24 protein-coding genes are annotated in these 26,138 nt (G+C 69.5%); 5 read left to right on the top strand and 19 right to left on the bottom strand.

The features are described 5' to 3' along the window. Window positions 1-34 precede the first annotated feature (34 nt). A complete protein-coding gene (locus OHU35_RS25360; protein WP_405507000.1) occupies window positions 35-637 on the top strand; it encodes a Uma2 family endonuclease in 603 nt (200 codons plus the stop codon). Between the two features lie 76 nt (window positions 638-713). On the opposite strand, the gene nuoN is transcribed toward OHU35_RS25360, so the two are convergent. Genes nuoN through OHU35_RS25290 form a run of 14 tightly spaced genes read right to left on the bottom strand, consistent with a single transcriptional unit; the run spans window position 714 to window position 16,699 of the window. Beyond that, complete coding sequence (gene nuoN, locus OHU35_RS25355; protein WP_189728589.1) at window positions 714-2,363, bottom strand: NADH-quinone oxidoreductase subunit NuoN; 1,650 nt, start codon at window positions 2,361-2,363, stop codon at window positions 714-716. After that, a complete protein-coding gene (locus OHU35_RS25350) occupies window positions 2,360-3,931 on the bottom strand; it encodes an NADH-quinone oxidoreductase subunit M (RefSeq protein WP_359887399.1) in 1,572 nt (523 codons plus the stop codon). The genes nuoN and OHU35_RS25350 overlap by 4 nt, the downstream gene beginning before the upstream one ends. Before the next feature lie 5 nt (window positions 3,932-3,936). Continuing rightward, window positions 3,937-5,850: an NADH-quinone oxidoreductase subunit L gene (gene nuoL, locus OHU35_RS25345; RefSeq protein WP_189728585.1), complete on the bottom strand. Its 1,914-nt coding sequence runs from the start codon at window positions 5,848-5,850 to the stop codon at window positions 3,937-3,939. Between the two features lie 15 nt (window positions 5,851-5,865). Continuing rightward, on the bottom strand, window positions 5,866-6,165 hold the full coding sequence (nuoK, locus tag OHU35_RS25340) for an NADH-quinone oxidoreductase subunit NuoK (RefSeq protein WP_003992252.1): 300 nt from the start codon (window positions 6,163-6,165) through the stop codon (window positions 5,866-5,868). Beyond that, window positions 6,162-7,004 carry an NADH-quinone oxidoreductase subunit J gene (locus tag OHU35_RS25335; protein ID WP_189728583.1) on the bottom strand — a complete coding sequence of 281 codons (843 nt, stop codon included), beginning with the start codon at window positions 7,002-7,004 and terminating at the stop codon, window positions 6,162-6,164. Before OHU35_RS25335 ends, nuoK begins: the two co-directional genes overlap by 4 nt. Beyond that, entirely contained in the window at window positions 7,001-7,642 is a 642-nt protein-coding gene (gene nuoI / locus OHU35_RS25330) for an NADH-quinone oxidoreductase subunit NuoI (protein ID WP_189728581.1), read from the bottom strand. The genes OHU35_RS25335 and nuoI overlap by 4 nt, the downstream gene beginning before the upstream one ends. After that, a complete protein-coding gene (gene nuoH / locus OHU35_RS25325; RefSeq protein WP_189728579.1) occupies window positions 7,635-9,011 on the bottom strand; it encodes an NADH-quinone oxidoreductase subunit NuoH in 1,377 nt (458 codons plus the stop codon). Before nuoH ends, nuoI begins: the two co-directional genes overlap by 8 nt. After that, window positions 9,008-11,512: an NADH-quinone oxidoreductase subunit G gene (locus OHU35_RS25320; RefSeq protein ID WP_405506997.1), complete on the bottom strand. Its 2,505-nt coding sequence runs from the start codon at window positions 11,510-11,512 to the stop codon at window positions 9,008-9,010. Before OHU35_RS25320 ends, nuoH begins: the two co-directional genes overlap by 4 nt. Continuing rightward, window positions 11,509-12,855, bottom strand: coding sequence for an NADH-quinone oxidoreductase subunit NuoF (gene nuoF / locus OHU35_RS25315; protein WP_267944395.1), 1,347 nt, complete (start codon window positions 12,853-12,855; stop codon window positions 11,509-11,511). The genes OHU35_RS25320 and nuoF overlap by 4 nt, the downstream gene beginning before the upstream one ends. After that, on the bottom strand, window positions 12,855-13,715 hold the full coding sequence (nuoE, locus tag OHU35_RS25310; RefSeq protein WP_189728574.1) for an NADH-quinone oxidoreductase subunit NuoE: 861 nt from the start codon (window positions 13,713-13,715) through the stop codon (window positions 12,855-12,857). Before nuoE ends, nuoF begins: the two co-directional genes overlap by 1 nt. Then, window positions 13,712-15,034 carry an NADH-quinone oxidoreductase subunit D gene (locus tag OHU35_RS25305; RefSeq protein WP_189728572.1) on the bottom strand — a complete coding sequence of 441 codons (1,323 nt, stop codon included), beginning with the start codon at window positions 15,032-15,034 and terminating at the stop codon, window positions 13,712-13,714. The genes nuoE and OHU35_RS25305 overlap by 4 nt, the downstream gene beginning before the upstream one ends. Beyond that, window positions 15,031-15,774 carry an NADH-quinone oxidoreductase subunit C gene (locus tag OHU35_RS25300; RefSeq protein ID WP_189728570.1) on the bottom strand — a complete coding sequence of 248 codons (744 nt, stop codon included), beginning with the start codon at window positions 15,772-15,774 and terminating at the stop codon, window positions 15,031-15,033. Before OHU35_RS25300 ends, OHU35_RS25305 begins: the two co-directional genes overlap by 4 nt. After that, complete coding sequence (locus OHU35_RS25295; protein ID WP_003998928.1) at window positions 15,771-16,325, bottom strand: NADH-quinone oxidoreductase subunit B family protein; 555 nt, start codon at window positions 16,323-16,325, stop codon at window positions 15,771-15,773. Before OHU35_RS25295 ends, OHU35_RS25300 begins: the two co-directional genes overlap by 4 nt. Before the next feature lie 14 nt (window positions 16,326-16,339). Further along, the gene (locus tag OHU35_RS25290) at window positions 16,340-16,699 is read right to left on the bottom strand and encodes an NADH-quinone oxidoreductase subunit A (RefSeq protein ID WP_003992243.1); all 360 of its coding nucleotides are present in this window, start codon (window positions 16,697-16,699) and stop codon (window positions 16,340-16,342) included. Between the two features lie 725 nt (window positions 16,700-17,424). Between OHU35_RS25290 and OHU35_RS25285 the strand changes: the two genes are divergently transcribed. Both OHU35_RS25285 and def read left to right on the top strand, forming a co-directional pair. Continuing rightward, entirely contained in the window at window positions 17,425-18,258 is an 834-nt protein-coding gene (locus tag OHU35_RS25285) for a C40 family peptidase (protein ID WP_189728568.1), read from the top strand. Window positions 18,259-18,540: 282 nt separating this feature from the next. Further along, window positions 18,541-19,167, top strand: a complete 627-nt coding sequence (def, locus tag OHU35_RS25280) for a peptide deformylase (protein WP_359887417.1) — start codon at window positions 18,541-18,543, stop codon at window positions 19,165-19,167. A gap of 24 nt (window positions 19,168-19,191) precedes the next feature. Here def and OHU35_RS25275 read toward each other — a convergent pair whose 3' ends face one another. Continuing rightward, window positions 19,192-20,487 (bottom strand): geranylgeranyl reductase family protein, encoded by a 1,296-nt coding sequence (locus OHU35_RS25275; RefSeq protein WP_372498815.1) that lies wholly within the window; start codon window positions 20,485-20,487, stop codon window positions 19,192-19,194. A 98-nt stretch (window positions 20,488-20,585) separates the two neighbouring features. Between OHU35_RS25275 and OHU35_RS25270 the strand changes: the two genes are divergently transcribed. Together OHU35_RS25270 and OHU35_RS25265 are read left to right on the top strand one after the other, a co-directional pair. Beyond that, a complete protein-coding gene (locus OHU35_RS25270) occupies window positions 20,586-21,092 on the top strand; it encodes a GNAT family N-acetyltransferase (RefSeq protein WP_405506992.1) in 507 nt (168 codons plus the stop codon). A gap of 145 nt (window positions 21,093-21,237) precedes the next feature. Further along, entirely contained in the window at window positions 21,238-21,549 is a 312-nt protein-coding gene (locus tag OHU35_RS25265) for a PASTA domain-containing protein (protein ID WP_189728562.1), read from the top strand. Window positions 21,550-21,569: 20 nt separating this feature from the next. On the opposite strand, the gene OHU35_RS25260 is transcribed toward OHU35_RS25265, so the two are convergent. The 4 genes from OHU35_RS25260 to OHU35_RS25245 are packed head-to-tail and all read right to left on the bottom strand — an operon-like array spanning window position 21,570 to window position 26,096. Next, window positions 21,570-22,265 (bottom strand): demethylmenaquinone methyltransferase, encoded by a 696-nt coding sequence (locus tag OHU35_RS25260; RefSeq protein WP_189728560.1) that lies wholly within the window; start codon window positions 22,263-22,265, stop codon window positions 21,570-21,572. 44 nt (window positions 22,266-22,309) lie between these two features. Next, on the bottom strand, window positions 22,310-23,395 hold the full coding sequence (locus OHU35_RS25255; RefSeq protein ID WP_189728558.1) for an acyltransferase: 1,086 nt from the start codon (window positions 23,393-23,395) through the stop codon (window positions 22,310-22,312). Next, window positions 23,395-25,644 carry a glycosyltransferase gene (locus OHU35_RS25250; protein ID WP_359887426.1) on the bottom strand — a complete coding sequence of 750 codons (2,250 nt, stop codon included), beginning with the start codon at window positions 25,642-25,644 and terminating at the stop codon, window positions 23,395-23,397. The genes OHU35_RS25255 and OHU35_RS25250 overlap by 1 nt, the downstream gene beginning before the upstream one ends. Before the next feature lie 14 nt (window positions 25,645-25,658). Next, window positions 25,659-26,096: a hypothetical protein gene (locus tag OHU35_RS25245; RefSeq protein ID WP_405506990.1), complete on the bottom strand. Its 438-nt coding sequence runs from the start codon at window positions 26,094-26,096 to the stop codon at window positions 25,659-25,661. Window positions 26,097-26,138 lie beyond the last annotated feature (42 nt).

Genomic DNA, 26,138 nt, shown 5'->3' with positions numbered 1-26,138 from the left:
TGCACCGGCGAGACTCCGTCCCATGGGAGCACTGATGAGCGTCGCACCGAAGGCGTCCACGCCCAGCTGGCCGACCCCGCCGGAAGGCGGCTGGACCGCCGACGACCTGGACCGCCTCCCGAATCTGCCTCCGCACACGGAACTGATCGACGGGAGCCTCGTCTTCGTGAGTCCGCAGACTCTTTTCCACTCACGCGCTGTCGACTTCTTCAATTGGCAGCTCCAGTCCCTGGCCCCCTCGGAATTCGAGGTCATTCGCGAGTTCACCATCGACATCGACCGCCAGAACCGGCCCGAACCGGATGTGATCGTGGTGCGCGAGGACGTGGTGGAGGACCCCGAGCAGACCCGGTATCCGGCGGCATCCGTCCTTCTCGCCATCGAGGTCGTCTCGCCGGACTCCGTCTCCCGTGACCGCGAGACCAAGCCACTGAAGTACGCCCGGGCCGGCATCCCCCACTACTGGCGTGTGGAGAGCGAAAAGGACCTTGCCGCCGTGCACGCCTTCGAACTGGAGCCCACCACCGGCGCGTACACCAGCATCGGCATCTTCCGTGAGCGGATGAAGGTGAGTGCCCCGTTCCCCGTGGATCTGGATCTCACCGACATCAAGGCACGCCGCAAGGGCGGCGAATAACCACCAGGCACCGAAAGCGGCGGCCCGGCACCCCGAGAGGGGACGCCGGGCCGCCGCTTTACCGGCAAGCGCACGGTCAGCGCACGAACACCCCCGCCTGACCCGCCAGATCCAGGAAGTACTGCGGCGCCACACCGAGCACCAGCGTGACCGCCACGCCCACCCCGATCGCCGTCATCGTCAGCGGCGACGGCACGGCCACCGTCGGGCCCTCCGGCCGCGGCTCGCTGAAGAACATCAGCACGATGACCCGGATGTAGAAGAACGCCGCGATCGCCGACGAGATCACACCGACCACGACCAGCGGGGCCGCCCCGCCCTCCGCCGCCGCCTTGAACACGGCGAACTTCCCGGCGAAGCCGGAGGTCAGCGGGATGCCGGCGAAGGCCAGCAGGAATACCGCGAACACGGCCGCCACCAGCGGCGAGCGCCGGCCGAGCCCCGCCCACTTGGACAGGTGCGTCGCCTCACCGCCCGCGTCCCGGACGAGCGTGACCACCGCGAAGGCGCCGATCGTCACGAACGAGTACGCCGCCAGGTAGAACAGCACCGACGACACACCGTCCGGCGTGGTCGCGATGACACCCGCGAGGATGAACCCGGCGTGCGCGATCGACGAGTACGCCAGCAGCCGCTTGATGTCGGTCTGCGTGATCGCGACGATCGCACCGCCCAGCATGGTGATGATCGCCACGGCCCACATCACCGGCCGCCAGTCCCAGCGCAGGCCGGGCAGGACGACGTACAGCACGCGCAGCAGCGCGCCGAACGCCGCCACCTTCGTCGCCGCCGCCATGAAGCCGGTCACCGGCGTCGGCGCGCCCTGGTACACGTCCGGTGTCCACATGTGGAACGGCACCGCGCCCACCTTGAACAGCAGGCCCATCACCAGCAGCGCGGCACCGACCAGCAGCAGCGCGTCGTTGCCCATGGTGCCGGCGAGCGCCGGGTTGACGTCCTGCACCGTGCCGTCGACGACCTGCGCGATCGTCGCGTACGACATCGAGCCCGCGTAGCCGTACAGCAGCGCGATGCCGAACAGCGTGAACGCGGAGGCGAAGGCGCCGAGGAGGAAGTACTTGACCGCCGCCTCCTGCGACATCATCCGCTTGCGGCGGGCCAGCGCGCACAGCAGGTACAGCGGGAGGGAGAAGACCTCCAGCGCCACGAACAGCGTCAGCAGGTCGTTGGCCGCCGGGAAGATCAGCATGCCGGCGACGGCGAACAGCAGCAGCGGGAACACCTCGGTGGTGGTGAACCCGGCCTTGACCGCGGCCTTCTCGCTCTCGCTGCCCGGCACGGACGCGGCCTGGGCGGCGAAGGAGTCGACGCGGTTGCCGTGCGTCTCAGGGTCGAGGCGCCGCTCGGCGAAGGTGAACAGGCCGACCAGGGCCGCCAGCAGGATCGTGCCCTGCAGGAAGAGGGCCGGTCCGTCGACGGCGATGGCGCCCATCGCCGCGATGTGCGCCTTGGTCGTGCCGTACCCGTCGGCCGCGAGTGCCACGACCGCCGCGAAGGCGGCCGCGATCGCTACGACGGACACGAACATCTGGACGTAGTAACGGGACTTGCGCGGTACGAACGCCTCGACCAGGATCCCGACGATCGCCGCACCGACGATGATCAGGGTGGGGGCGAGCTGCCCGTACTCGATCTTCGGCGCGTCGATCTTCGAGATCGGGTCGGCCGCCGTTGTCCACAGGCTGTGGACGGCTGTTGCGCTCACTTGGCCGCCTCCACCTCGGGCTTGGGGTCCTTCTGCTGTACGTCGGACATGGTCTGCTTGACCGCCGGGTCGATGATCTGGGTGACGGGCTTCGGGTAGACGCCCAGGAAGATCAGCAGGACGATCAGCGGGGCGACGACCACCAGTTCACGCACCCTGAGATCGGGCATCTTCGCGATCTCGGGTTTCACCGGGCCCGTCATCGTCCGCTGGTAGAGGACGAGGGTGTAGAGCGCGGCCAGGACGATGCCGAAGGTGGCGATGATGCCGACCACCGGGTACCGCGTGAACGTGCCGACCAGGACCAGGAACTCGCTGACGAACGGTGCCAGGCCCGGCAGCGACAGGGTCGCCAGGCCGCCGATCAGGAACGTGCCGGCGAGCACCGGCGCGACCTTCTGCACTCCGCCGTAGTCGGCGATGAGCCGCGAGCCGCGCCGGGAGATCAGGAAGCCCGCCACCAGCATCAGCGCGGCGGTCGAGATGCCGTGGTTGACCATGTAGAGCGTCGCCCCGGACTGGCCCTGGCTGGTCATCGCGAAGATGCCCATGATGATGAAGCCGAAGTGGGAGATCGACGCGTAGGCCACCAGCCGCTTGATGTCGCGCTGGCCGACCGCGAGCAGCGCCCCGTAGATGATGCTGATCAGGGCGAGGACGAGGATCGCGGGCGTCGCCCACTTGCTCGCCTCCGGGAAGAGCTGGAGGCAGAAGCGGAGCATCGCGAAGGTGCCGACCTTGTCGACGACGGCCGTGATGAGCACGGCGACCGGGGCGGTGGACTCCTGCATCGCGTTGGGCAGCCAGGTGTGCAGCGGCCACAGCGGCGCCTTCACCGCGAAGGCGAAGAAGAAGCCCAGGAACAGCCACCGTTCGGTGTTGGTGGCCATGTCGAGCGAGCCGTTGGCCCGGGCCTCGGCGATCTCCGTGAGCGAGAAGTTCCCGGCGACCACGTACAGGCCGATCACCGCGGCCAGCATGATCAGACCGCCGACCAGGTTGTAGAGCAGGAACTTCACCGCCGCGTACGACCGTTGCGTCGCCGCCGCCTTCTCGCCGTGCTCGTGGGCACGGTCCCCGAAGCCGCCGATGAGGAAGTACATCGGGATCAGCATGGCTTCGAAGAAGATGTAGAAGAGGAAGACGTCGGTGGCCTCGAAGGAGATGATCACCATCGCCTCGACGGCCAGGATCAGGGCGAAGAAGCCCTGCGTCGGCCGCCACCGCGTGCTGCCGGTCTCCAGCGGGTCGGCGTCGTGCCAGCCCGCGAGGATGATGAACGGGATCAGCAGCGCCGTGAGCGCGATCAGCGCCACCGCGATGCCGTCCACGCCCAGTTCGTAGCGGACGCCGAAGTCCGCGATCCAGGAGTGGGACTCGGTGAGCTGGTAGCGGTCGCCGCCCGGGTCGAAGCGCACCAGGACGACGATCGCCAGGACGAGCGTGGCGAGCGAGAAGAGCAGCGCCAGCCATTTGGCGACCGTGCGCCGCGCGGCCGGTACGGCGGCCGTGGCGATCGCTCCGACGGCCGGGAGCGCCGCTGTCACTGTCAGCAGAGGAAAGGACATCGGTATCAGACCGCCCTCATCAGCAGGGTCACGGCGACCAGGACCGCCGCACCGCCGAACATCGAGACCGCGTAGGAGCGGGCGAAGCCGTTCTGCAGCTTGCGCATCCGCCCGGAGAGGCCGCCGACCGAGGCCGCCGTGCCGTTGACGACGCCGTCGACCAGGGTGTGGTCGACGTAGACCAGGGACCGCGTGAGGTGTTCGCCGCCGCGGACCAGGACGACGTGGTTGAAGTCGTCCTGGAGCAGGTCGCGCCGGGCGGCCCGGGTGAGCAGCGATCCGCGCGGGGCGACGGCCGGGACCGGGCGCCGTCCGTACTGCGTCCAGGCGAGGGCGACGCCGATGACCATGCACGTGACGGTCGCGCCGGTGACCACGCCCGCGCTGATCGGCGAGTCGCCGTGGCTGTGCCCGGTGATCGGCTCCAGCCAGTGCACGAAGCGGTCGCCGATGCTGAAGAACCCACCGGCGGCCACCGACCCGACGGCCAGCACGATCATCGGGATCGTCATGATCCTGGGCGACTCGTGCGGATGCGGTTCATTGCCCTTCTCGTCGGGCTGCCAGCGCTTCTCGCCGAAGAACGTCATCAGCATCACGCGCGTCATGTAGAACGCCGTGATGGCCGCGCCCAGCAGGGCCACGCCGCCGAGGATCCAGCCCTCGGTGCCGCCCTTGGCGAACGCCGACTCGATGATCATGTCCTTGGAGAAGAAGCCGGACAGGCCCGGGAAGCCGATGATCGCCAGGTAGCCGAGGCCGAAGGTGACGAAGGTGACCGGCATGTACTTCCTGAGACCGCCGTACTTCCTCATGTCCACCTCGTCGTTCATGCCGTGCATGACCGAACCGGCGCCGAGGAACAGCCCCGCCTTGAAGAAGCCGTGCGTCACCAGGTGCATGATCGCGAAGACGTAGCCGATGGGGCCGAGGCCCGCGGCGAGCACCATGTAGCCGATCTGCGACATGGTCGAGCCGGCCAGTGCTTTCTTGATGTCGTCCTTCGCGCAACCGACGATCGCACCGAAGAGGAGCGTGACCGCACCGACGACGGTGACGACCAGCTGGGCGTCCGGGGCGCCGTTGAAGACGGCGGCGGAGCGGACGATCAGGTACACGCCCGCCGTCACCATCGTCGCGGCGTGGATGAGGGCCGAGACCGGGGTCGGGCCCTCCATCGCGTCCCCGAGCCAGGACTGCAGCGGCACCTGGGCGGACTTGCCGCAGGCCGCGAGCAGCAGCATCAGGGCGATGGCGGTCAGCTTGTCCTCACCGGCGGCACCGGCGAGCCCGGCCTCCTCGTGGCTGCCGAGCACCGGCCCGAAGGCGAAGGTGCCGAACCAGAGGAACATCAGCATGATCGCGATGGACAGGCCCATGTCGCCGACGCGGTTGACCAGGAAGGCCTTCTTCGCGGCCGTCGCGGCGCTGGGCTTGTGCTGCCAGAAGCCGATCAGCAGGTAGGAGGCGAGACCGACGCCCTCCCAGCCGACGTACAGCAGCAGGTAGTTGTCGGCGAGGACGAGCAGCAGCATCGCCGCGAGGAACAGGTTCAGATAGCCGAAGAAGCGGCGGCGCCGCTCGTCGTGCTCCATGTACCCGACGGAGTAGAGGTGGATCAGCGATCCGACGCCCGAGATCAGCAGGACGAACGTCATCGACAACTGGTCGAGCTGGAAGGCGACGTCGGCCTGGAAGCCCTCGACCGGGATCCAGCTGAACAGGAACTGGCTCATCTCCCGGTGGTCGGCGCCCTTGCCCAGCATGTCGGTGAACAGGACCATGCCGAGCACGAAGGAGGAGGCGGCCAGGGCCGTGCCGATCCAGTGGCCGACGGCGTCCAGCCGGCGTCCGCCGCACAGCAGGACCACCGCTCCGAGCAGGGGCGCCGCCACCAGCAGCGCAATCAGGTTCTCCACGATTCTTCCGACCCCTTACAGCTTCATCAGGCTGGCGTCGTCGACCGAGGCCGAGTGGCGGGCACGGAACAGGGACACGATGATCGCGAGCCCGACCACGACCTCGGCGGCGGCGACGACCATCGTGAAGAACGCGATGATCTGGCCGTCGAGGTTGCCGTGCATCCGGGAGAAGGCGACGAACGCGAGGTTGCAGGCGTTGAGCATGAGCTCGATGCACATGAACACGACGATCGCGTTGCGCCTGATCAGCACGCCGGTGGCGCCGATCGTGAACAGCAGGGCCGCGAGATAGAGGTAGTTGACGGGGTTCACTTCGACGCCTCCTCGGACCGCTTGAGATTCGCCGGCCCGATCGCCCTGCGCTCCAGGCGGTCCTCGGCCCGCTGCTCCAGAGCCTTGAGGTCGTTGAGCGCCTCCTGCGACACGTCGCGGATCTGGCCGCGCTCGCGCAGCGTCTTGCTGACGGTGAGGTCGGACGGTGTGCCGTCGGGCAGCAGGCCCGCGATGTCGACCGCGTTGTGCCGGGCGTACACACCGGGGGCCGGCAGAGGCGGCAGTTGCTTGCCTTCGCGGACCCGCTCCTCGGAGAGCTCCCGCTGCGTCTTGGCACGCTCGGTGCGCTCACGGTGGGTGAGCACCATGGCGCCGACGGCGGCCGTGATGAGCAGGGCTCCGGTGATCTCGAACGCGAAGACGTACTTGGTGAAGATGAGGGCGGCGATGCCCTCCACGTTGCCCCCGGCGTTCGCCTGGCCGAGGCCGTTGAACTCCGTGAGGGAGGCGTTGCCGATGCCGCCGATCAGCAGGACGCCGAAGCCGAGACCGCACAGCAGGGCCAGCCAGCGCTGGCCCTTGATGGTCTCCTTCAGGGAGTCCGCCGCGGTCACGCCGACGAGCATCACCACGAACAGGAACAGCATCATGATCGCGCCGGTGTAGACGACGATCTGGACGACGCCCAGGAAGTAGGCGCCGTTGGCGAGGTAGAACACCGCCAGGATGATCATGGTCCCGGCGAGGCAGAGGGCGCTGTGCACGGCCCTCTTCATGAGGATGGTGCACAGGGCGCCGATCACCGCGATCGTGCCGAGGATCCAGAACTGGACGGCCTCTCCGGTGGAGGTGGAGTAGGCGGCGAGCTGGGTGGTCATCCGCCGATCACCTTCTCCGACGCCGGTTCGGTCCCGCCGAAGGTCGAGTCGGACTCCTGCACGACCTCGCCCTTGGAGTGGGCGACCTGCTGCTCCGTGCCGGGCGCGGCCTCGGTGACCAGGCCCCGGTAGTAGTCCTGTTCGTCCGTCCCCGGGTAGATGGCGTGGGGCGAGTCGACCATGCCGTCCTCGAGACCGGCGAGCAACTGCTCCTTGGTGTAGATGAGGTTGGCCCGGCTGGAGTCGGCCAGCTCGAACTCGTTCGTCATCGTGAGCGCGCGCGTGGGGCACGCCTCGATGCACAGACCGCACAGGATGCAGCGGGCGTAGTTGATCTGGTAGACGCGGCCGTACCGCTCGCCCGGCGAGTAGCGCTCCTCATCGGTGTTGTCCGCGCCCTCCACATAGATCGCGTCCGCGGGACAGGCCCACGCGCACAGCTCACAGCCGACGCATTTCTCCAGGCCGTCCGGATGGCGGTTGAGCTGGTGCCGTCCGTGGAAGCGCGGAGCCGTGGTCTTCTGCTGCTCCGGGTACTGCTCGGTCAGCCGCTTCTTGAACATGGCCTTGAAGGTCACGCCGAAGCCGGCCACGGGGTTCTGGAAACCGGGCTTGGTGTCCTTCGGTTCCTCAGTCATCGGACGCCTCCTTTCCATCCGTAGATCCGCCCAGAGATCCGTCACTCTGAGTATCGGGCCCACCACTGACAATCAGCTCCCGCTCACGGCGCGAGCGGCGCCTGGGAGCCGGCGGAAGCTCCTGTCCGGGCAGCGGCGGTACGGGGTATCCGCCCGCCATGGGGTCGAAGGCCGCCGGGGTCTCGGCCGGCCGCTCGGCCTGCTTGGACTTCTCGCGGAACATGTCGACGACGAAGGAGAGCACCAGCAGGGCCAGCACTCCACCGCCGACGTAGAGCACGATGTCGGCGAAGTCGTAGTTCTCGTTCCGCAGGGCCCGCACGGTGGCGACGAGCATCAGCCACACCAGCGAGACCGGGATGAGGACCTTCCAGCCGAGCTTCATCAGCTGGTCGTAGCGGACGCGCGGGAGCGTGCCGCGGATCCAGATGAACATGAACAGCAGCAGCTGGACCTTGACGGTGAACCAGAGCATCGGCCACCAGCCGTGGTTCGCGCCCTCCCAGAAGGTGCTGATCGGCCACGGGGCCCGCCAGCCGCCGAGGAACAGCGTGGTGGCGACGGCCGAGACGGTCACCATGTTGACGTACTCGGCGAGCATGAACATCGCGAACTTGATCGACGAGTACTCGGTGTTGAAACCGCCGACCAGGTCGCCCTCGGACTCCGGCATGTCGAAGGGGGCGCGGTTGGTCTCGCCGACCATCGTCACGATGTAGAGGATGAAGGAGAGCGGCAGCAGCAGGATGTACCAGCGGTCGGCCTGCTGCTCGACGATCGTCGACGTCGACATCGACCCCGAGTAGAGGAACACCGAGGCGAAGGCGGCGCCCATCGCGATCTCGTAGGAGATCATCTGCGCGCAGGAGCGCAGGCCGCCCAGCAGCGGGTACGTCGAGCCGGAGCTCCAGCCCGCGAGGACGATGCCGTAGATGCCGACCGAGGCGACCGCGAGGATGTAGAGCATCGCGATCGGCAGGTCGGTGAGCTGCATGGTGGTGCGCTGGCCGAAGATCGAGATCTCGTTGCCGGCCGGGCCGAAGGGGATCACCGCGATCGCCATGAAGGCCGGGATGGCCGCGATGACCGGCGCGAGGACGTAGACCGCCTTGTCCGCGCGCTTGACGATCACGTCCTCCTTCAGCATCAGCTTGATGCCGTCGGCGAGCGACTGGAGCATGCCCCAGGGGCCGTGCCGGTTGGGGCCGACGCGCAGCTGCATCCAGGCGACGACCTTGCGCTCCATGACGATGGAGACCAGCACGGTCACCATCAGGAAGGCGAAGCAGAACACCGCCTTGATGACGACCAGCCACCACGGGTCGCGGCCGAACATCGAGAGGTCTTCAGCGGCGAGGTACAAGCTCATGCCTCCACCTCCTTGGGGGCCTCGCCGGCGAGCGTCGCCGGGCCGATGCGGACGAGGGAGCCGGGCCGCGCCCCGGTGTCGGAGGCGACGCCGCCGCCGGTGGAGTTCAGCGGCAGCCACACCACCCGGTCGGGCATGTCACTGATCTGGAGCGGGAGTTCCACGACCCCCTGGGGACCGGTCACCGCGAGCAGGTCGCCGTCCTTGACGCCCGCCTCGGCGGCCGTCGCGGCCGACACACGCGCGCGTGCGGCGTGCCGGGTTCCGGCGAGTGCCTCGTCGCCCTGCTGGAGGAGGCCCTGGTCGAGCAGCAGCCGGTGCCCGGCGAGGACGGCCTCGCCGACGGCCGGGCGGGGCAGCGCGGCCGCGGTCTCCAGGGGTTCGCCGGCCCGCGGGCCGTCCCAGGAGCCGAGCCGGTCGATCTCCGCGCGCACGGTGCGCAGATCCGGAAGTCCGAGGTGGACGTCCATGGCGTCGGCCAGCATCTGCAGCACGCGCGCGTCGGTGGGCGCGAGGCGGCGGGTCATCTGGTCGGGCTTGAGCGCGGCCTCGAAGGAGCGGACCCGGCCTTCCCAGTTGAGGAAGGTGCCGGCCTTCTCGGCGACCGCACCGACGGGCAGGACGACATCGGCCTCGCGGCTGATCTCGCTGGGCCGCAGTTCGAGGGAGACCAGGAAGCCGACCTCGTCGAGCGCCTCACGCGCGCGTGCCGGGTCGGGCAGGTCGGCGATCTCCACGCCCGCCACCAGCAGGGCCTGCAGCTCGCCGGTCGCGGCGGCCTCGACGATCTGGCCGGTGTCGCGGCCGTAGCGGTGCGGGAGGCCGGCCACGCCCCAGACGCCGGCGACCTCGTCACGCGCGCGTGGGTCGGTGGCCGGGCGTCCGCCCGGCAGCAGCGACGGCAGCGCGCCCGCCTCGATCGCGCCGCGTTCCCCGGCCCGGCGCGGGATCCACGCCAGCCGGGCGCCGGTCGCGGTGGCGGTGCGTACGGCGGCGGTGAGTCCGCCGGCCACCGCGGCCAGCCGCTCGCCGACGACGATCACAGCGCCCTCGGCGCGCAGCGCCTCGGCGGCCGTGGCGCCGTCGTCCTCCAGGCCGACGCCGCTCCCGAGCGCGTCCAGCCACTCGGTCTCGGTGCCGGGAGCCGCGGGCAGCAGCGTGCCCCCGGCCTTCTCCAGACCGCGGGTGGCGTGCGTGGCCAGCGAGAAGACCCGCTGCCCGTGCCCCCGCCAGGCCTTGCGCAGCCGCAGGAAGACGCCGGGCGCCTCCTCCTCCGCCTCGAACCCGACCAGCAGGACGGCGGGCGCCTTCTCCAGCGCGGTGTACGTGACGCCCGTTCCGTCGAGGTCCCGGCCGCGCCCGGCGACCTGGGCGGCGAGGAAGTCGGCCTCCTCACCGCTGTGCACGCGCGCGCGGAAGTCGATGTCGTTGGTGTCGAGCGCCACGCGCGCGAACTTGCTGTACGCGTAGGCGTCCTCGATGGTGAGCCGGCCGCCGGTCAGGACACCGGTGCGGCCCCGGGAGGCCAGCAGCCCCTGGGCCGCGATCTGCAGCGCCTCGGGCCAGGAGGCCGGTTCCAGCTCGCCCTCGGCGTTGCGCACGAGCGGCGTCTCGAGCCGGTCCCGCTGCTGCGCGTACCGGAACCCGAACCGCCCCTTGTCGCAGATCCACTCCTCGTTGACCTCGGGGTCGTTGGCCGCGAGCCGCCGCATGACCTTGCCGCGCCGGTGGTCGGTGCGCGTCGCGCAGCCGCCGGAGCAGTGCTCGCAGACCGACGGGGAGGAGACCAGGTCGAAGGGGCGGGAGCGGAATCGGTACGCCGCCGAGGTCAGTGCGCCGACCGGGCAGATCTGGATGGTGTTGCCGGAGAAGTACGACTCGAACGGGTCGCCCTCGCCGGTGCCGACCTGCTGGAGCGCTCCCCGCTCGACCAGCTCGATCATCGGGTCGCCCGCGACCTGGTTGGAGAACCGGGTGCAGCGGGCACACAGCACGCAACGCTCACGGTCGAGCAGCACCTGCGTGGAGATCGGCACGGGCTTCTCGTAGGTGCGCTTGCGGCCCTCGAAGCGGGAGTCGGCGTCACCGTGCGACATGGCCTGGTTCTGCAGCGGGCACTCGCCGCCCTTGTCGCAGACCGGGCAGTCCAGCGGGTGGTTGATGAGCAGGAGCTCCATCACACCCTTCTGGGCCTTCTCCGCGACCGGCGAGGTGAGGTGGGTCTTCACCACCATCCCGTCGGTGCAGGTGATGGTGCAGGACGCCATGGGCTTGCGCTGGCCCTCGACCTCGACGATGCACTGGCGGCAGGCGCCGGCCGGATCGAGGAGCGGGTGGTCGCAGAACCGGGGGATCTCGATGCCGAGCTGCTCGGCGGCCCGGATGACCAGAGTGCCCTTGGGCACGCTGATCTCGGCGCCGTCGATCGTCAGCGACACGAGGTCCTCCGGCGGGACCGCCGCATCTCCCCCACCGGAGGGAGAGCTGGTGGTCACGGTCATGCGTTCACCTCCGTGCGGTCGGCCCAGGCCGTCGACCTGGCCGGGTCGAAGGGGCAGCCCCGGCCCGTGATGTGCTGCTCGTACTCCTCGCGGAAGTACTTGAGCGAGGAGAAGATCGGCGAGGCGGCGCCGTCGCCGAGGGCGCAGAAGGACTTGCCGTTGATGTTGTCGGCGATGTCGTTCAGCTTGTCGAGGTCGGACATCCGTCCCTTGCCGGCCTCGATGTCGCGCAGCAGCTGCACGAGCCAGTACGTGCCTTCGCGGCAGGGCGTGCACTTGCCGCAGGACTCGTGGGCGTAGAACTCGGTCCAGCGCGTGACGGCCCGCACCACGCAGGTCGTCTCGTCGAAGCACTGGAGAGCTTTTGTGCCGAGCATGGAACCCGCGGCGCCCACTCCTTCGTAGTCAAGAGGGACGTCGAGATGCTCGTCGGTGAACATCGGGGTCGAGGAGCCCCCCGGCGTCCAGAACTTGAGGCGGTGCCCGGGGCGCATGCCGCCGCTCATGTCGAGGAGCTGGCGGAGCGTGATCCCGAGCGGCGCCTCGTACTGGCCGGGGCCCGCGACATGGCCGGACAGGGAGTAGAGCGTGAAGCCTGGCGACTTCTCACTCCCCATCGACCGGAACCAGTCTTTGCCCCGGCTCATGATCGCGGGAACCGACGCGATCGACTCGACGTTGTTCACCACAGTCGGGCACGCGTAGAGGCCCGCGACAGCGGGGAAGGGGGGACGAAGCCGCGGTTGGCCCCGGCGGCCTTCGAGCGAGTCCAGCAGTGCGGTCTCCTCACCGCAGATGTACGCGCCCGCGCCCGCGTGCACGGTGATGTCGAGGTCGAGTCCGCTGCCCTGGATGTTCTCGCCCAGGAAGCCCGCCTCGTACGCCTCGCGCACGGCCGAGTGCAACCGCCGCAGCACTGGGACGACTTCACCACGCAGATAGATGAAGGCATGCGAAGACCTGATGGCGTAGCACGCGATGATCATGCCCTCGATGAGGCTGTGCGGGTTCGCGAAGAGGAGCGGGATGTCCTTGCACGTCCCGGGCTCCGACTCGTCGGCGTTGACAACCAGATAGTGCGGCTTTCCATCCCCCTGGGGAATGAACTGCCACTTCATCCCCGTCGGGAATCCCGCGCCGCCGCGGCCGCGCAGACCGGACTCCTTGACGTACGCGATCACGTCGTCCGGCGACATGGCGAGCGCCTTGCGAAGCCCTTCGTACCCCTCGTGCCTTCGGTACACGTCCAGCGTCCAGGACTTGTCCTCGTCCCAGAAGGCCGACAGCACCGGTGCGAGCAGTTTCTCGGGGCTCATGTCTTTCAGCTCGGGTGCCAAGGTCATCACTCCCCCTCCTCGGCGGCGGGCCCGGCCGGGTGGGCCGGGTCGGAGGCCGACGTGTCCTGCGGCGCGTCGTGCGAGCTCAAGTGCTCCGTCGGTGACGGGTCGTGGGGTGTCTCGGTCCGGGCCGCCTCACCGCGGGGATGCACCACGCGCGCGGGTGCGGCCTCCCCCTTGGCGAGCTTCAGGCCGACCAGGGAGGCGTGTCCCGCGCTTCCGCCGGACTCGACGGCTCCGTCCCGCTCGTCGGGGAAACCGGCCAGGACCCGGGCGGTCTCCTTGAAGGTGCAGATGGGGGCCCCGCGGGTGGGCGTGACCGGCCGTCCCGCGCGCAGGTCGTCGACGAGGCGCTTGGCGCTGCCCGGGGTCTGGTTGTCGAAGAACTCCCAGTTGACCATCACGACCGGCGCGAAGTCGCAGGCCGCGTTGCACTCGATGTGCTCCAGCGTGACCTTGCCGTCGTCGGTGGTCTCGCCGTTGCCGACGCCGAGGTGCTCCTGGAGCTCCTCGAAGATCGCGTCCCCGCCCATCACGGCGCACAGGGTGTTGGTGCACACCCCCACCTGGTAGTCACCGCTCGGCCGGCGCCGGTACATGGTGTAGAAGGTGGCGACCGCGGTGACCTCGGCCGTGGTCAGGCCGAGCATGTCCGCGCAGAACCGCATTCCCGTGCGCGTGACGTGTCCCTCCTCCGACTGCACGAGGTGCAGCAGCGGCAGGAGGGCGGACCGGGAGTCCGGGTAGCGGGCGATGACCTCGCGCGCGTCCGTCTCCAGACGGGCCCGGACGTCGTCCGGGTAGGCGGGCGCGGGCAGTTCGGGCATGCCCAGGCTGACGCCCCGCTCGGAAGAAGAGGTGGTCACCGGTCGACGCCTCCCATCACGGGGTCGATGGACGCGACGGCGACGATGACGTCGGCGACCTGGCCGCCCTCGCACATCGCCGCCATGGCCTGCAGGTTGGTGAAGGACGGGTCGCGGAAGTGGACCCGGTAGGGGCGGGTGCCGCCGTCGGACACGACGTGCACCCCGAGTTCGCCCTTGGGCGACTCGACCGCCGTGTACGCCTGTCCGGGCGGGACGCGGAAGCCCTCGGTGACCAGCTTGAAGTGGTGGATCAGGGCCTCCATGGAGGTGCCCATGATCTTCTTGATGTGGTCGAGCGAGTTGCCGAGGCCGTCGGGCCCGAGGGCGAGCTGGGCGGGCCAGGCGATCTTCTTGTCGGCGACCATGACCGGGCCGGGCTGGAGCCGGTCCAGGCACTGCTCGACGATCCGGAGCGACTGGCGCATCTCCTCGAGCCGGATGAGGAAGCGCCCATAGGAGTCGCAGGTGTCGGCGGTCGGGACGTCGAAGTCGTACGTCTCGTAGCCGCAGTACGGCTGCGTCTTGCGCAGGTCGTGCGGCAGGCCGGTGGAGCGCAGGATCGGGCCCGTCGCGCCGAGGGCCATGCAGCCGGCCAGGTCCAGATAGCCGACGTCCTGCATGCGGGCCTTGAAGATGGGGTTCCCGGTGGCGAGCTTGTCGTACTCCGGGAGGTTCTTCTTCATCTTCTTCACGAACTCGCGGATGTGGTCCACCGCGCCGGGCGGCAGGTCCTGGGCGAGTCCGCCGGGGCGGATGTACGCGTGGTTCATCCGCAGGCCGGTGATCAGCTCGTAGATATCGAGAATGAGTTCACGATCACGGAATCCGTAGATCATGACCGTGGTGGCGCCGAGCTCCATGCCGCCGGTGGCGATGCACACCAGGTGCGACGACAGCCGGTTCAGCTCCATCAGGAGCACCCGGATGATCGAGGCCCGGTCCGGGATCTGGTCCTCGATGCCGAGGAGCTTCTCGACGCCGAGGCAGTACGCCGTCTCGTTGAAGAACGGCGTCAGGTAGTCCATGCGCGTCACGAACGTCGTGCCCTGCGTCCACGTCCGGTACTCGAGGTTCTTCTCGATGCCGGTGTGCAGGTAGCCGATGCCGCAGCGGGCCTCGGTGACGGTCTCGCCCTCGATCTCCAGGATCAGGCGGAGCACTCCGTGGGTGGACGGGTGCTGCGGGCCCATGTTGACGACGATGCGCTCGTCGTCGGCGCGGGCCGCCGACTCGACGACCTCGTCCCAGTCGCCGCCGGTGACGGTGTAGACGGTGCCCTCGGTGGTCTCGCGAGGGGAGGCGTGCGAAGTGCTCATGAGTACGACCTCCGCTGGTCCGGAGCCGGGATCTGGGCGCCCTTGTACTCGACGGGGATGCCGCCGAGGGAGTAGTCCTTGCGCTGCGGGAAGCCCTGCCAGTCGTCCGGCATCATGATCCGCGTCAGGGCCGGGTGACCGTCGAAGACGATGCCGAAGAAGTCGTACGTCTCGCGCTCGTGCCAGTCGTTCGTCGGATAGACGGAGAACAGCGACGGGATGTGCGGGTCGCTGTCGGGGGCGCTGACCTCCAGGCGGATCAGCCGGTTGTGGGTGATCGAGCGCAGGTGGTAGACGGCGTGCAGCTCGCGGCCCTTGTCGTTCGGGTAGTGGACGCCGCTGACGCCCGTGCACAGCTCGAAGCGCAGGGCCGGGTCGTCGCGCAGGGTGCGGGCGACGCGGACCAGGTGCTCGCGCTCGATGTGGAAGGTCAGCTCGTCACGGTCGACGACCGTCTTCTCGATGGCGTTCTCGGGGAGCAGGTCCTGTTCCTCCAGGGCTCCCTCGAGCTCGTCGGCGACCTCGTCGAACCAGCCGCCGTAGGGGCGGGTCGCCTGGCCCGGGAGCCGGATCGAGCGGACCAGGCCGCCGTAGCCGGAGGTGTCGCCGCCGTTGTCGGCGCCGAACATGCCGCGCTGGACGCGGATCTCCTCGCCTCCCTCGCCGCGCCGGCCGGGGAGGTTGGAGGCCGACAGGTCCTTCTCGGGGTTGGCGCCGCCCGTGCCGTTCGCGTCGCTCATCGCAGCAGCCCCTTCATCTCGATCGTGGGCAGGGCCTTGAGCGCCGCCTCCTCCGCCTCGCGGGCCGCCTCCTCGGCGTTCACGCCGAGCTTGGAGGTCTGGATCTTCTGGTGGAGCTTGAGGATGGCGTCCATCAGCATCTCCGGCCGTGGCGGGCAGCCGGGGAGATAGATGTCGACCGGCACGATGTGGTCGACGCCCTGGACGATGGCGTAGTTGTTGAACATGCCGCCCGAGGAGGCGCAGACCCCCATGGAGATCACCCACTTGGGGTTCGGCATCTGGTCGTAGACCTGCCGCAGTACCGGCGCCATCTTCTGGCTGACCCGGCCGGCGACGATCATCAGGTCCGCCTGCCGGGGCGAGCCCCGGAAGACCTCCATGCCGAAGCGCGCCAGGTCGTAGCGGCCGGCGCCGGTGGTCATCATCTCGATGGCGCAGCAGGCGAGGCCGAATGTGGCGGGGAATACCGACGCCTTGCGCACCCAGCCCGCGGCCTGCTCGACGGTGGTCAGCAGGAAGCCGCTCGGCAGCTTTTCTTCGAGTCCCATGAGTTAAAGGCCCCTCAGTCCCATTCCAGGCCGCCGCGCCGCCATACGTACGCGTACGCGACGAAGACGGTGAGCACGAAGAGCAGCATCTCCACGAGCCCGAAAATCCCCAGGGCGTCGAAGGTGACGGCCCAGGGGTAGAGGAAGACGATCTCGATGTCGAAGACGATGAAGAGCATCGCCGTCAGGTAGTACTTGATGGGGAAGCGCCCGCCGCCGGCCGGCGTGGGGGTCGGCTCGATTCCGCACTCGTAGGCCTCGAGCTTGGCCCGGTTGTACCGCTTCGGCCCGATCAACGTGGCCATGACCACGGAGAAGATCGCAAAGCCTGCCCCGAGGGCTCCCAGTACGAGGATGGGCGCATACGCGTTCACCGCTCCTCGCTCCTCTCAGTCGGCACTGACTGCTGGCGGTTTGCATCAGGCTCACTTCCGCCCCGTCCGTCCCGCGAACCCCGCCCGCCCCGGCGAAGATCGGGAACATGTGAAGCAGGTCACAAGCCCAACCGCGTGCATCTTATGCCTGTCGCTCTGTGATCTGCGACACGGGGTATTACTCAACCTTTGTGATCTCCACCACCTGACGAAGGATCATGAAGTCGGATGAGCGGTGATCTTCACACGCGAAGCGTCCGGGCGATCACCAGACGTGACATTTTGCCTAGTCAGCGCAGGCCAGGAGGGCCGTCTCAATATCAAGATGGTTCCCTTGCATGCAAATTGGCGGTGGACTCGATCTCTTGGTAGAGGCCGCGTTCACACATCAGAGGGTCCGTGGAGCGGAGTGTGGACACGTGCACGCGTTCACGATCTTCGCGAGGTCGTGACCGGGTCGTGATCTACGGCGCGCGACGCGACCACCGGGGGGACCGTTCCGTGACCTCCGTCACATGGATGAGAGACCCATGAGAACGGGGCTTGGCCAATCAACGCAACCGGTGGTAGGTGCGGGGCAATTCGGGCGTATTGATCAAAGACCGTGATCACAGGCCGATCACGGTGCGCCCGCAATGTCCGTTACGGCGTCAATAAAGGGCCTCGCGAGGGGATTTTGAGGGCTCGATTGAACAACTGTGGCGCAGCACACGTTTCTTGAAGATATGAAGGAGCCCCTGGTACCGGTTGTTCCCATGTCCCACACCGCTCACATACGCAGCCACCGGAAACCCCGCCGCAGTGCGACCTCGACGATCGCCATGCGTGCCGGAGTCACCGGTGGCTTCCTCAGCCTGGCAGCGGCGGGTGCGTCTGCCTCGGCGAACGCCGCCGAGCCGGTGACGCAGACCATCGAACTGCCCACCCTGACGGCCGATATGGCCACTCAGGTCGCCCAGTCCGCGGACGCCACCCAGCAGGCGGCCGCGAACTACGAGCTGCGCGCCGAGCGTGACGCCGCCGCCGCCAAGGCCGCCACGGAGGCCAAGAAGGACCTCGCCGAGGCGAAGAAGAAGGCGGAGGCCAAGAAGAAGGCCGCCGAGGCCGCCCGCAAGGCCGCCGCCGAGCGTGCCACCCGCAGCACCGAGCGAGCCACCCTCTCCGCCTCCGCCTCGACGTCGACCTCGACGACCGCGCCTGCCAGCGGCAGCGTCGCGACCGTCGTCGCCTTCCTCAAGGCACAGGTGGGCGACGCCTACGTCATGGGCGCCACCGGTCCCAGCGCCTGGGACTGCTCCTCCCTCGTGCAGGCCGCGTACAAGCAGGTTGGTGTGGACCTGCCGCGCGTCTCGCAGGACCAGTCGATGGCCGGCACGGACGTGCCGCTGTCCAGCGTCCAGGTCGGCGACATTCTCTACTGGGGCGGCAAGGGCTCCGCGTACCACGTGGGTGTCTACATCGGAGACGGCCAGTACCTGGACGCGGCCAACCCGTCCAAGGGCGTCGTCATCCAGGACCTGTCGGGTTACCCGGCGTCGGGCGCCGTCCGCGTCCTCTGACGTCACGCATACGGGTTCGAGGGCCGCTGTCCCTGATGGGCAGCGGCCCTCCCCGCGTGTCCGCACCCCTCCTGCCGCCCTCGCGGCCGTCTCCCGGCCTTTCGGGACCGAGGCGTGCCCCGGGGCAGACCGAGCCGTGGCGCGGCGCTCAGGCGGCCCTCTGGCCCCTCCGGTTGCCCCCCGCGCCGACGGGTCGCTGTGGCCGGACTCCTCCTGGGACGGGCACGTGGGCTCTGTTGTGATGAGTGCCGGTCACCACAACCGACACCCGAGGAGAGCAGGATGCCCAGCGTCTTCGTACAGGGACGACCCGTCGACTCGTACCCCCGGCTCGCGCCCGAGGCCCGGCACGGGAAGGTCCGGCGGATCACCGAGGCCGGCGAGGAGGTCCTGCACAAGCCGTGCCGGGACGTCACCGAGTTCGGCCCGGACCTCGCCGCGCTCATCGACGACATGTTCCTGACCATGTACATCGCGGACGGGGCCGGGCTCGCGGCGAACCAGGTCGGTGTCGACCTGCGGCTGTTCGTGTACGACTGCCCGGACGACGACGGGGTGCGGCACGTCGGGCACATCGTCAACCCGGTCCTGGACCCGCTCGACGCCGCTCACCGGAGGCTGCTCGACGAGGGCGAGGGGTGCCTGTCGGTGCCGGGCGCCACCATGGACGTACCGCGGCCGGACCGGGCCGTCGTGCGCGGGTTCGACAGGGACGGCGAGCCGGTCGTGATCGAGGGCACGGGGTACTTCGCCCGCTGCCTCGCCCACGAGGCCGACCACTGCGCCGGGCGGCTCTATCTGGACCGGCTCTCCCGGCGGGAGCGGAAGGACGCGCTGCGGCAGGTGGCGGACCGGCGGGACGAGGTGCTCGCGCGCCGGGCCGCCAACGTCGAGGCGCTGAAGGCCTGATCAGGCCCGGCGCCGCGCGCGTGATCAGGCCTTCGGGGCCACCTTGCTCAGCCCGTTGATGATGCGGTCCATGGCGTCGCCCCCGGTCGGGTCCGTGAGGTTCGCGAGGAGCTTCAGCGTGAACTTCATCAGCAGCGGGTGCGTGAGACCGCGCTGCGTGGCGATCTGCATGACCTTCGGGTTGCCGATGAGCTTCACGAAGGCACGGCCGAGCGTGTAGTAGCCGCCGTAGGTGTCCTTGAGCACGCGCGGGTAGTGCTGGAGCGCCAGCTCGCGCCGGGCCGGGGTGGAGCGGGCGTGGGCCTGGACGATGACGTCGGCGGCGATCTGGCCGGACTCCATGGCGTAGGCGATGCCCTCGCCGTTGAAGGGGTTCACCAGGCCGCCGGCGTCACCGACGAGCAGCAGGCCCTTGGTGTAGTGCGGCTGGCGGTTGAAGGCCATCGGGAGCGCCGCCCCGCGGATCGGGCCGGTCATGTTGTCGGGGGTGTAGCCCCAGTCCTCCGGCATGGACGCGCACCAGGCCTTCAGGACCTCGCGCCAGTCCAGCTCCTTGAAGGAGTCGGAGGTGTTGAGCACGCCCAGGCCGACGTTCGAGGTGCCGTCGCCCATGCCGAAGATCCAGCCGTAGCCGGGCAGGAGCCGGTCCTCCCCCGGGCCCCGGCGGTCCCAGAGCTCCAGCCAGGACTCCAGGTAGTCGTCCTCGTGGCGGGGGCTCTCGAAGTACGTCCGTACGGCCACGCCCATCGGGCGGTCCTCGCGGCGGTGCAGGCCCATCGCCAGGGAAAGGCGCGTGGAGTTGCCGTCGGCCGCCACGACCAGCGGCGCGTGGAAGGTGACTTCGCGCTTCTCCTCGCCGAGCTTGGCGTGCACGCCGGTGATCCGGCCGGTGCGGTCGTCGATGACCGGGGCGCCGACGTTGCAGCGCTCGAACAGCCGGGCGCCCGCCTTCTGGGCCTGCCGGGCGAGCTGATCGTCGAAGTCGTCGCGCTTGCGGACGAGACCGTAGTCGGGGAAGGAGGCGAGATCCGGCCAGTCGAGCTGGAGGCGCACTCCGCCGCCGATGATCCGCAGGCCCTTGTTGCGCAGCCAGCCGGCCTCTTCCGAGATGTCGATGCCCATCGCCACCAGCTGCTTCACGGCACGCGGGGTGAGGCCGTCGCCGCAGACCTTCTCGCGCGGGAACGCGGTCTTCTCCAGCAGGAGGACGTCGAGTCCCGCCTTGGCGAGGTGGTAGGCGGTCGTGGAGCCGGCCGGCCCCGCGCCCACGACGATCACATCGGCGGTGTTCTCGGAGAGAGGCTCGGTCACGACGGTCACGGCGGGATCTCCCCAAGCTTCGGAATCTGTGTGCCGGCCGGCACAGGACATGGGCAGTCTATGCAGCGGTATCGATCACCTGCTGAAGGGATGCCTCCGTGAACCGAGCTCTCCCCGCTGTGCGGCTTCGTGTGCCCACCCACGAGGACGCGTTCGTCTGGCACCGGATCTTCGACGACCCGGACGTCATGGAGTTCCACGGCGGAAAGGCCGCCGAACTCTCGGTCTACGAGGAGCTCACCGCCCGCCAGCGCCGGCACGACGCCGAGCGCGGCTACTGCCTGTGGACCCTGCTCGACGAGTCCGGCCAGGTCATGGGCTTCACCGGCGCCCAGCCCTGGGAGCGGGACTGGGGGCCGAAGGGGGAGATCGAGATCGGCTGGCGGCTGGGTCGGGAGCACTGGGGCAAGGGGTACGTCACCGCGGCCGCGCGGCAGACGCTGGAGCGGATGCGGGCGGCCGGTGTACCGGGCGTGGTGGCGATGGTCGACGCCCGCAACAGCCGGTCCATCGCGGTCACACGGCGGCTGGGGATGCGCCTCGCCGAGACGTTCACGACGTCGGCCTCGGAGCGCGCGGGGCACTGCTACCGGCTCGACCTCTGAGGCGGCCTCTGAGACGGCGGCATCACACTGCGTAGTCGACTGTCACAGAAAGACATCTGTCGCTTCCGGCCGGTGCGGGACCGGAGTTACCCTTCCTGTACCGCTGGGGGTGACATCTGTGCAGATATCCCGCAAAGCACCCGAAGTGCGCGTACCGCGTCTGGTCGGTCTGATGGCCGTGGACGCGCGCGAGACGGCCCGGGCGCGGGGCCTGTTCCTCAACGCGCCGGACCGGCCCGACTTCCATCTCGCCGTCGTCGACTACGTCGTACGCCAGTACCCGCAGCCCGAGGCCGAGGTGCCGCGGGACTCGATGGTCTACGTGTGGTTCGACTTCGGTCCCGGCGAGGGCGGCGGAGGCGTGCACGAGCCGCGGATCCCGAGACCGCCCAGGGGCGGCCTGCAACGGGAGCTGGACGAGCCGGGCGACCCGTACATGGTGCTCAGCTCTCCGTAGAACGCAGGTACCCGGAGGGTTCAGCTCGCCTTGAAACCCCGGTGCAGGGCCACGATCCCGCCGCTCAGGTTGCGCCAGGCCACCCGCGACCAGCCGGCCTTGCCCAGCCGCTCCGCCAGCGCGGGCTGGTCGGGCCAGGCGCGGATGGACTCGGCGAGGTAGACGTAGGCGTCGGGGTTGGAGGACACCGCCCGGGCGACCGGCGGCAGGGCGCGCATCAGGTACTCGGTGTAGACGGTCCGGAACGGCGCCCACGTCGGGTGCGAGAACTCGCAGATCACGATCCGCCCGCCGGGCCGGGTCACGCGCTGCATCTCCCGCAGGGCCGCGTCCGTGTCCTGCACGTTGCGCAGCCCGAAGGAGATGGTGACGGCGTCGAAGGTGTCGTCCTTGAAGGGGAGCCGCGTCGCGTCGCCGGCGGTGTAGGGCAGCCAGGGCCGGCGCTGCTTGCCGACCTGGAGCATGCCCTGGGAGAAGTCGCACGGGACGACGTAGGCACCGGTCTGGGCGAAGGGCAGCGAGGAGGTGCCCGTGCCCGCCGCCAGGTCGAGGACCTTCTGCGCGGGGCGCGCGTCCACCGCCTTGGCGACCTCCTTGCGCCATCGCCGGTCCTGGCCGAGGGACAGCACGTCGTTGGTCAGGTCGTACCGTTCCGCCACGTCGTCGAACATCGAGGCGACTTCGTGCGGCTGCTTGTCCAGGGATGCGCGGGTCACGGGCCCATTCTTGCAGTACCCCCTCAAGGGGCCTCCGAGGGTCCTCACGGCAGGAGCCCGGGCTTCTTCCGCGCCGCCACGTCCTCGACCCACCCGCACAGCACCACGAACACCGCGATCAGCACCCAGCCGACACCGAACATGAACCACTGACTGTCCAGCGGCAGGTACGCCTCGAAGGCGGGCACGTTCCACAGCTGGTCGATCAGCGGTACGGCGAGGATCAGGGCGATCTCGTGCCAGAGGTAGAGCGTGACGGCCCGCGCGTTGAACACCGTGACCAGCCGGTCCAGCCGCCGGAACCGGGCGAGTCCCGCGAAGTCGGTCCGGAAGCGGGCCTTGGCGTACATCAGGAGCGTCACGAACCCGGCCGACCAGAAGGCCTGCGCGAGCGGGTTCTCGTCGAGGTCGTACGTGCCGTACTCCGCCTGGTGCGCGAGGGCGTACCAGCCGCCGTACGCGAGGGCGGCCGACGCGAGCGGGAGCAGCGCGGCGGGCTTCAGCCGGGCCAGGACGCCGTCGTGGTGCGCGAAGCCGAGGAGCCAGCAGAACAGGAACGTCGCCAGGTCCCACAGCGCGGCGCCGAGCCGGTCGTCCGGCGGCTGCCACACGAACTGGAAGGCCAGGACCGGCCCCAGGGACAGCAGCAGCACCGGGACGGGGGCGAGCCGGAAGACCCGCAGCAGGAGCGGGGAGAGCAGCACGAACCACAGGTACGTCCGCAGGTACCAGAGGATCTCCCAGGCCTGCTCGCCCCAGGCGTTGCCCGGCGGGTCGCCGAGCGGCACCACCCAGTAGACGATCTGCCAGCCGGGCATCCAGCCGTGCACCAGCATCGCGCCCACCACGAACACGCCCCAGAACCAGAAGGGCGGCAGCAGTCTGCGGACGCGGCTCCTGATCACCGTGGGCGCGGGGCGCTGGAGGGACCTCGCCATGAGGGTGCCGGCCAGGCCGAACATGACCCCCATGGAGGGGAAGACCAGCCCGGCCCAGGCCCAGCCGAAGGTGTGGTACGTGACGACGCGGACGAGGGCGACGGCCCGCAGGGTGTCGAAGTAGCGGTCCCGCACCGGGCGGGCGACGGCCTCCGGGAGCACCCGCTCTGCCGTCCTGCTGTGCGCCCCCATCAGCCCGCCCCCGCCGGGGTGCCGACCTCGCCGGTCCGCTTCAGCTTCTGCCAGCGCAGCCGGCCGCCGGTGAGAGCGGTGACGCAGGAGTGGATGAGGACGAGGTACATCATCTGGCGGTAGGCCAGTTGCTGGAGCGGCATCATCAGCAGATAGCGGTACTTCTCGCGGTCCAGGCGGAAGGCGTACGCCGCGCAGACCAGCTGGACCCCGAGCACCGCGAGCCAGGCCAGCAGTGCCGCCTTGAAGTCGATGAAGATCATCGAGTAGGCCGTGAACACGTCTATGAGCGGGGCGAAGACCGGCGTGACGATCTGGAACAGCACCACCAGGGGCATGCCGACCCGCCCGAAACGCCCCGAAGGCCCCTTGTCCGTGAGGGACTTGCGGTGCTTCCACAGCGCCTGCATCGTGCCGTACGACCAGCGGTAGCGCTGGGACCACAGCTGCTTGAGGGAGCCCGGCGCCTCGGTCCAGGCGCGCGCGTGCTCCTGGTAGACGACCCGTCGGCCCGCGCGGTGCATCGCGATGGTGATGTCGGTGTCCTCGGCGAGGGTGTCCTCGCTCATGCCACCGACCTGGAGCACCGCCTCACGGCGGAACGCGCCGATCGCGCCGGGGATGGTGGGCATACAACGCAGCAGGTCGTACATGCGCCGGTCGAGGTTGAAGCCCATCACGTACTCGATGTGCTGCCAGGCGCCGATGAGGGTGGTGCGGTTGCCGACCTTGGCGTTGCCCGCGACCGCGCCGACCTCCGGGTCGGCGAAGGGCTGGACGAGCTGCCGTACGGTGTCCGGCTCGAAGACGGTGTCGCCGTCCATCATCACGACGATGTCGTGGGCGGCGTTGCGGACGCCGTTGTTGAGGGCGGCCGGCTTGCCCGCGTTGGCCTGGCGGATCACCCGGACGTTGGGCATGCCGAGGGACTCGGCGATCTCGGCCGTGCCGTCCGTGGAGCCGTCGTCCACGACGATGATCTCGATCGGATGCGTGCTCTGGGCCAGCGAGTTGAGGGTGTTGGCGATGCACTCCTTCTCGTTGTACGCCGGGACGATCACGCTCACCGGCCGGGTGACCGTCGGCCCCCAGCTGAAGCGGCGCCTGTTGCGCCGGCGGTAGTGGCGGCGGGCGAGGACGAGCATCATCCCGAAGCGGCCCATGACGGCCACGCCGACCACCATCAGGCCGACGGACAGGGTCGGCACGGCCCACTCCGCCACGGCCACGGCCGCGACCAGGGCCTTGCCCTCGTAGAGGATCGCGCCGGTGGCCTCTCGGTGGGCGGCCTGCAGGCTGTTCGCGGTGCCCTGAGGGCCGTTCGCCGTGCTCTGTGTTCCTCCGGCTCCGGGCTGCTGCCCTGCGCCGCGCCCCTGTTCCAGGACGCCGCTGATGGTGGTGAAGGTGTACCCCTTCGCCCGCATCTTCTCGATGTACTTCGGCAGCGCCTTGATCGTCTGCGAGCGCTCGCCGCCCGCGTCGTGGAAGAGGACCGACGCGCCCTTGTTCTTCTTCGGCGTGGCCCACTGGACGATCTTCGAGGCGCCCGGCCGCTTCCAGTCGTCGCTGTCGGTGTCGACGAAGACGCTGGTGTAGCCGTCCTGGCCGAGCTTCTTGTAGACGGGCCAGCTGTAGTTGTCGATGGCGTCCGTCTCCGAGGAGTACGGCGCCCGGAACAGGGTGGTCGTGATGCCGGCCGCGCCCGCCAGGGCGAGCTGGGTCTGCTCCATCTCGCGCCGGACGCGGGCGTCGCTCTGGTACGACAGGTCGACGTGCGTGAAGGTGTGGATCCCCACCTCGTGGCCCTGGTCGACCATGTCCCGCACGATGCCCGGGTAGCGCGACACCATCGAGCCGACCAGGAAGAACGTGGCGGGCACGTCGTACTTCTCGAGGATCGCCAGCACCTGGGGCGTCCAGGTCGGGTTGGGTCCGTCGTCGAAGGTGAGCGCGATCGTCTTGTCCGGGACGGAGACGGTCGTGGCCTGTCCGCCGCGGAAGGTGACGATCGGCCCGCCGTCCAGGACGTCGTCCGGTACGTCGCTGGAGCTGGCCCCGGTGCGCACGCGCTGGTCGCCGCCGACCTCGGCGCGCAGATAGCCGTCGAGGAGCATCACGCAGATCAGCGCGAGCAGGAGCAGCAGGGCGAGGATGACGCGCGGCCTCTGCAGCGCGGCGGCCTTGCCGGCGGCCCGCTCCATCCGGGAGGGGGCGCGGCGGCGGCCGCGGGAGGGGGTGGTCGTGGTCATACGGCGGCCCCCGGTCAGTTGGCGCCCGCGCCCGCGGCAGCGGAGGCCGAGGCGGACGGGGACGTGGTGGACGGGGATGTGGTGGACGGGGACGTGCCCGAACCGGCGGCGCCCTCTTCGGTGACCTGGGGCGGAGCCGACGGGGCACCGCTCGGCGGGGCGGCGCCCGGGCCGCCGGGTCCTCCGTCCTGCGGCCGGCCACCGCCGGGCCCGCCGCCCGCGAACGGCAGCAGCTGCGACGGTGTGAGCGAGGTGCCCCAGCCCATGAAGGCCGCGCCGAGCACGGCCGCGTACCCGAGGCAGACGACGCCCAGGAGGAGGCCGATCCGGCGCAGCAGCCTGGCCCGGCGTCCGGAGTTGTCAACGAACACGGGCCCTTCGGCGGACTCGTTGCCGCGTTTGCGGCGGCGACCGCGGGTGACGCGGCTTTCGATGGCAGGCTCGGAATGCATTCCCCGGACATTAGGCGGCCTTTATATGTCCTAAACTTGGGT

Source organism: Streptomyces purpurascens (genome assembly GCF_045040895.1).
GTDB classification, from domain to species: Bacteria; Actinomycetota; Actinomycetes; order Streptomycetales; family Streptomycetaceae; genus Streptomyces; species Streptomyces purpurascens.
Note: the sequence above shows the minus strand (reverse complement) of the source record. Positions and strands in the feature narration are given on the sequence as shown.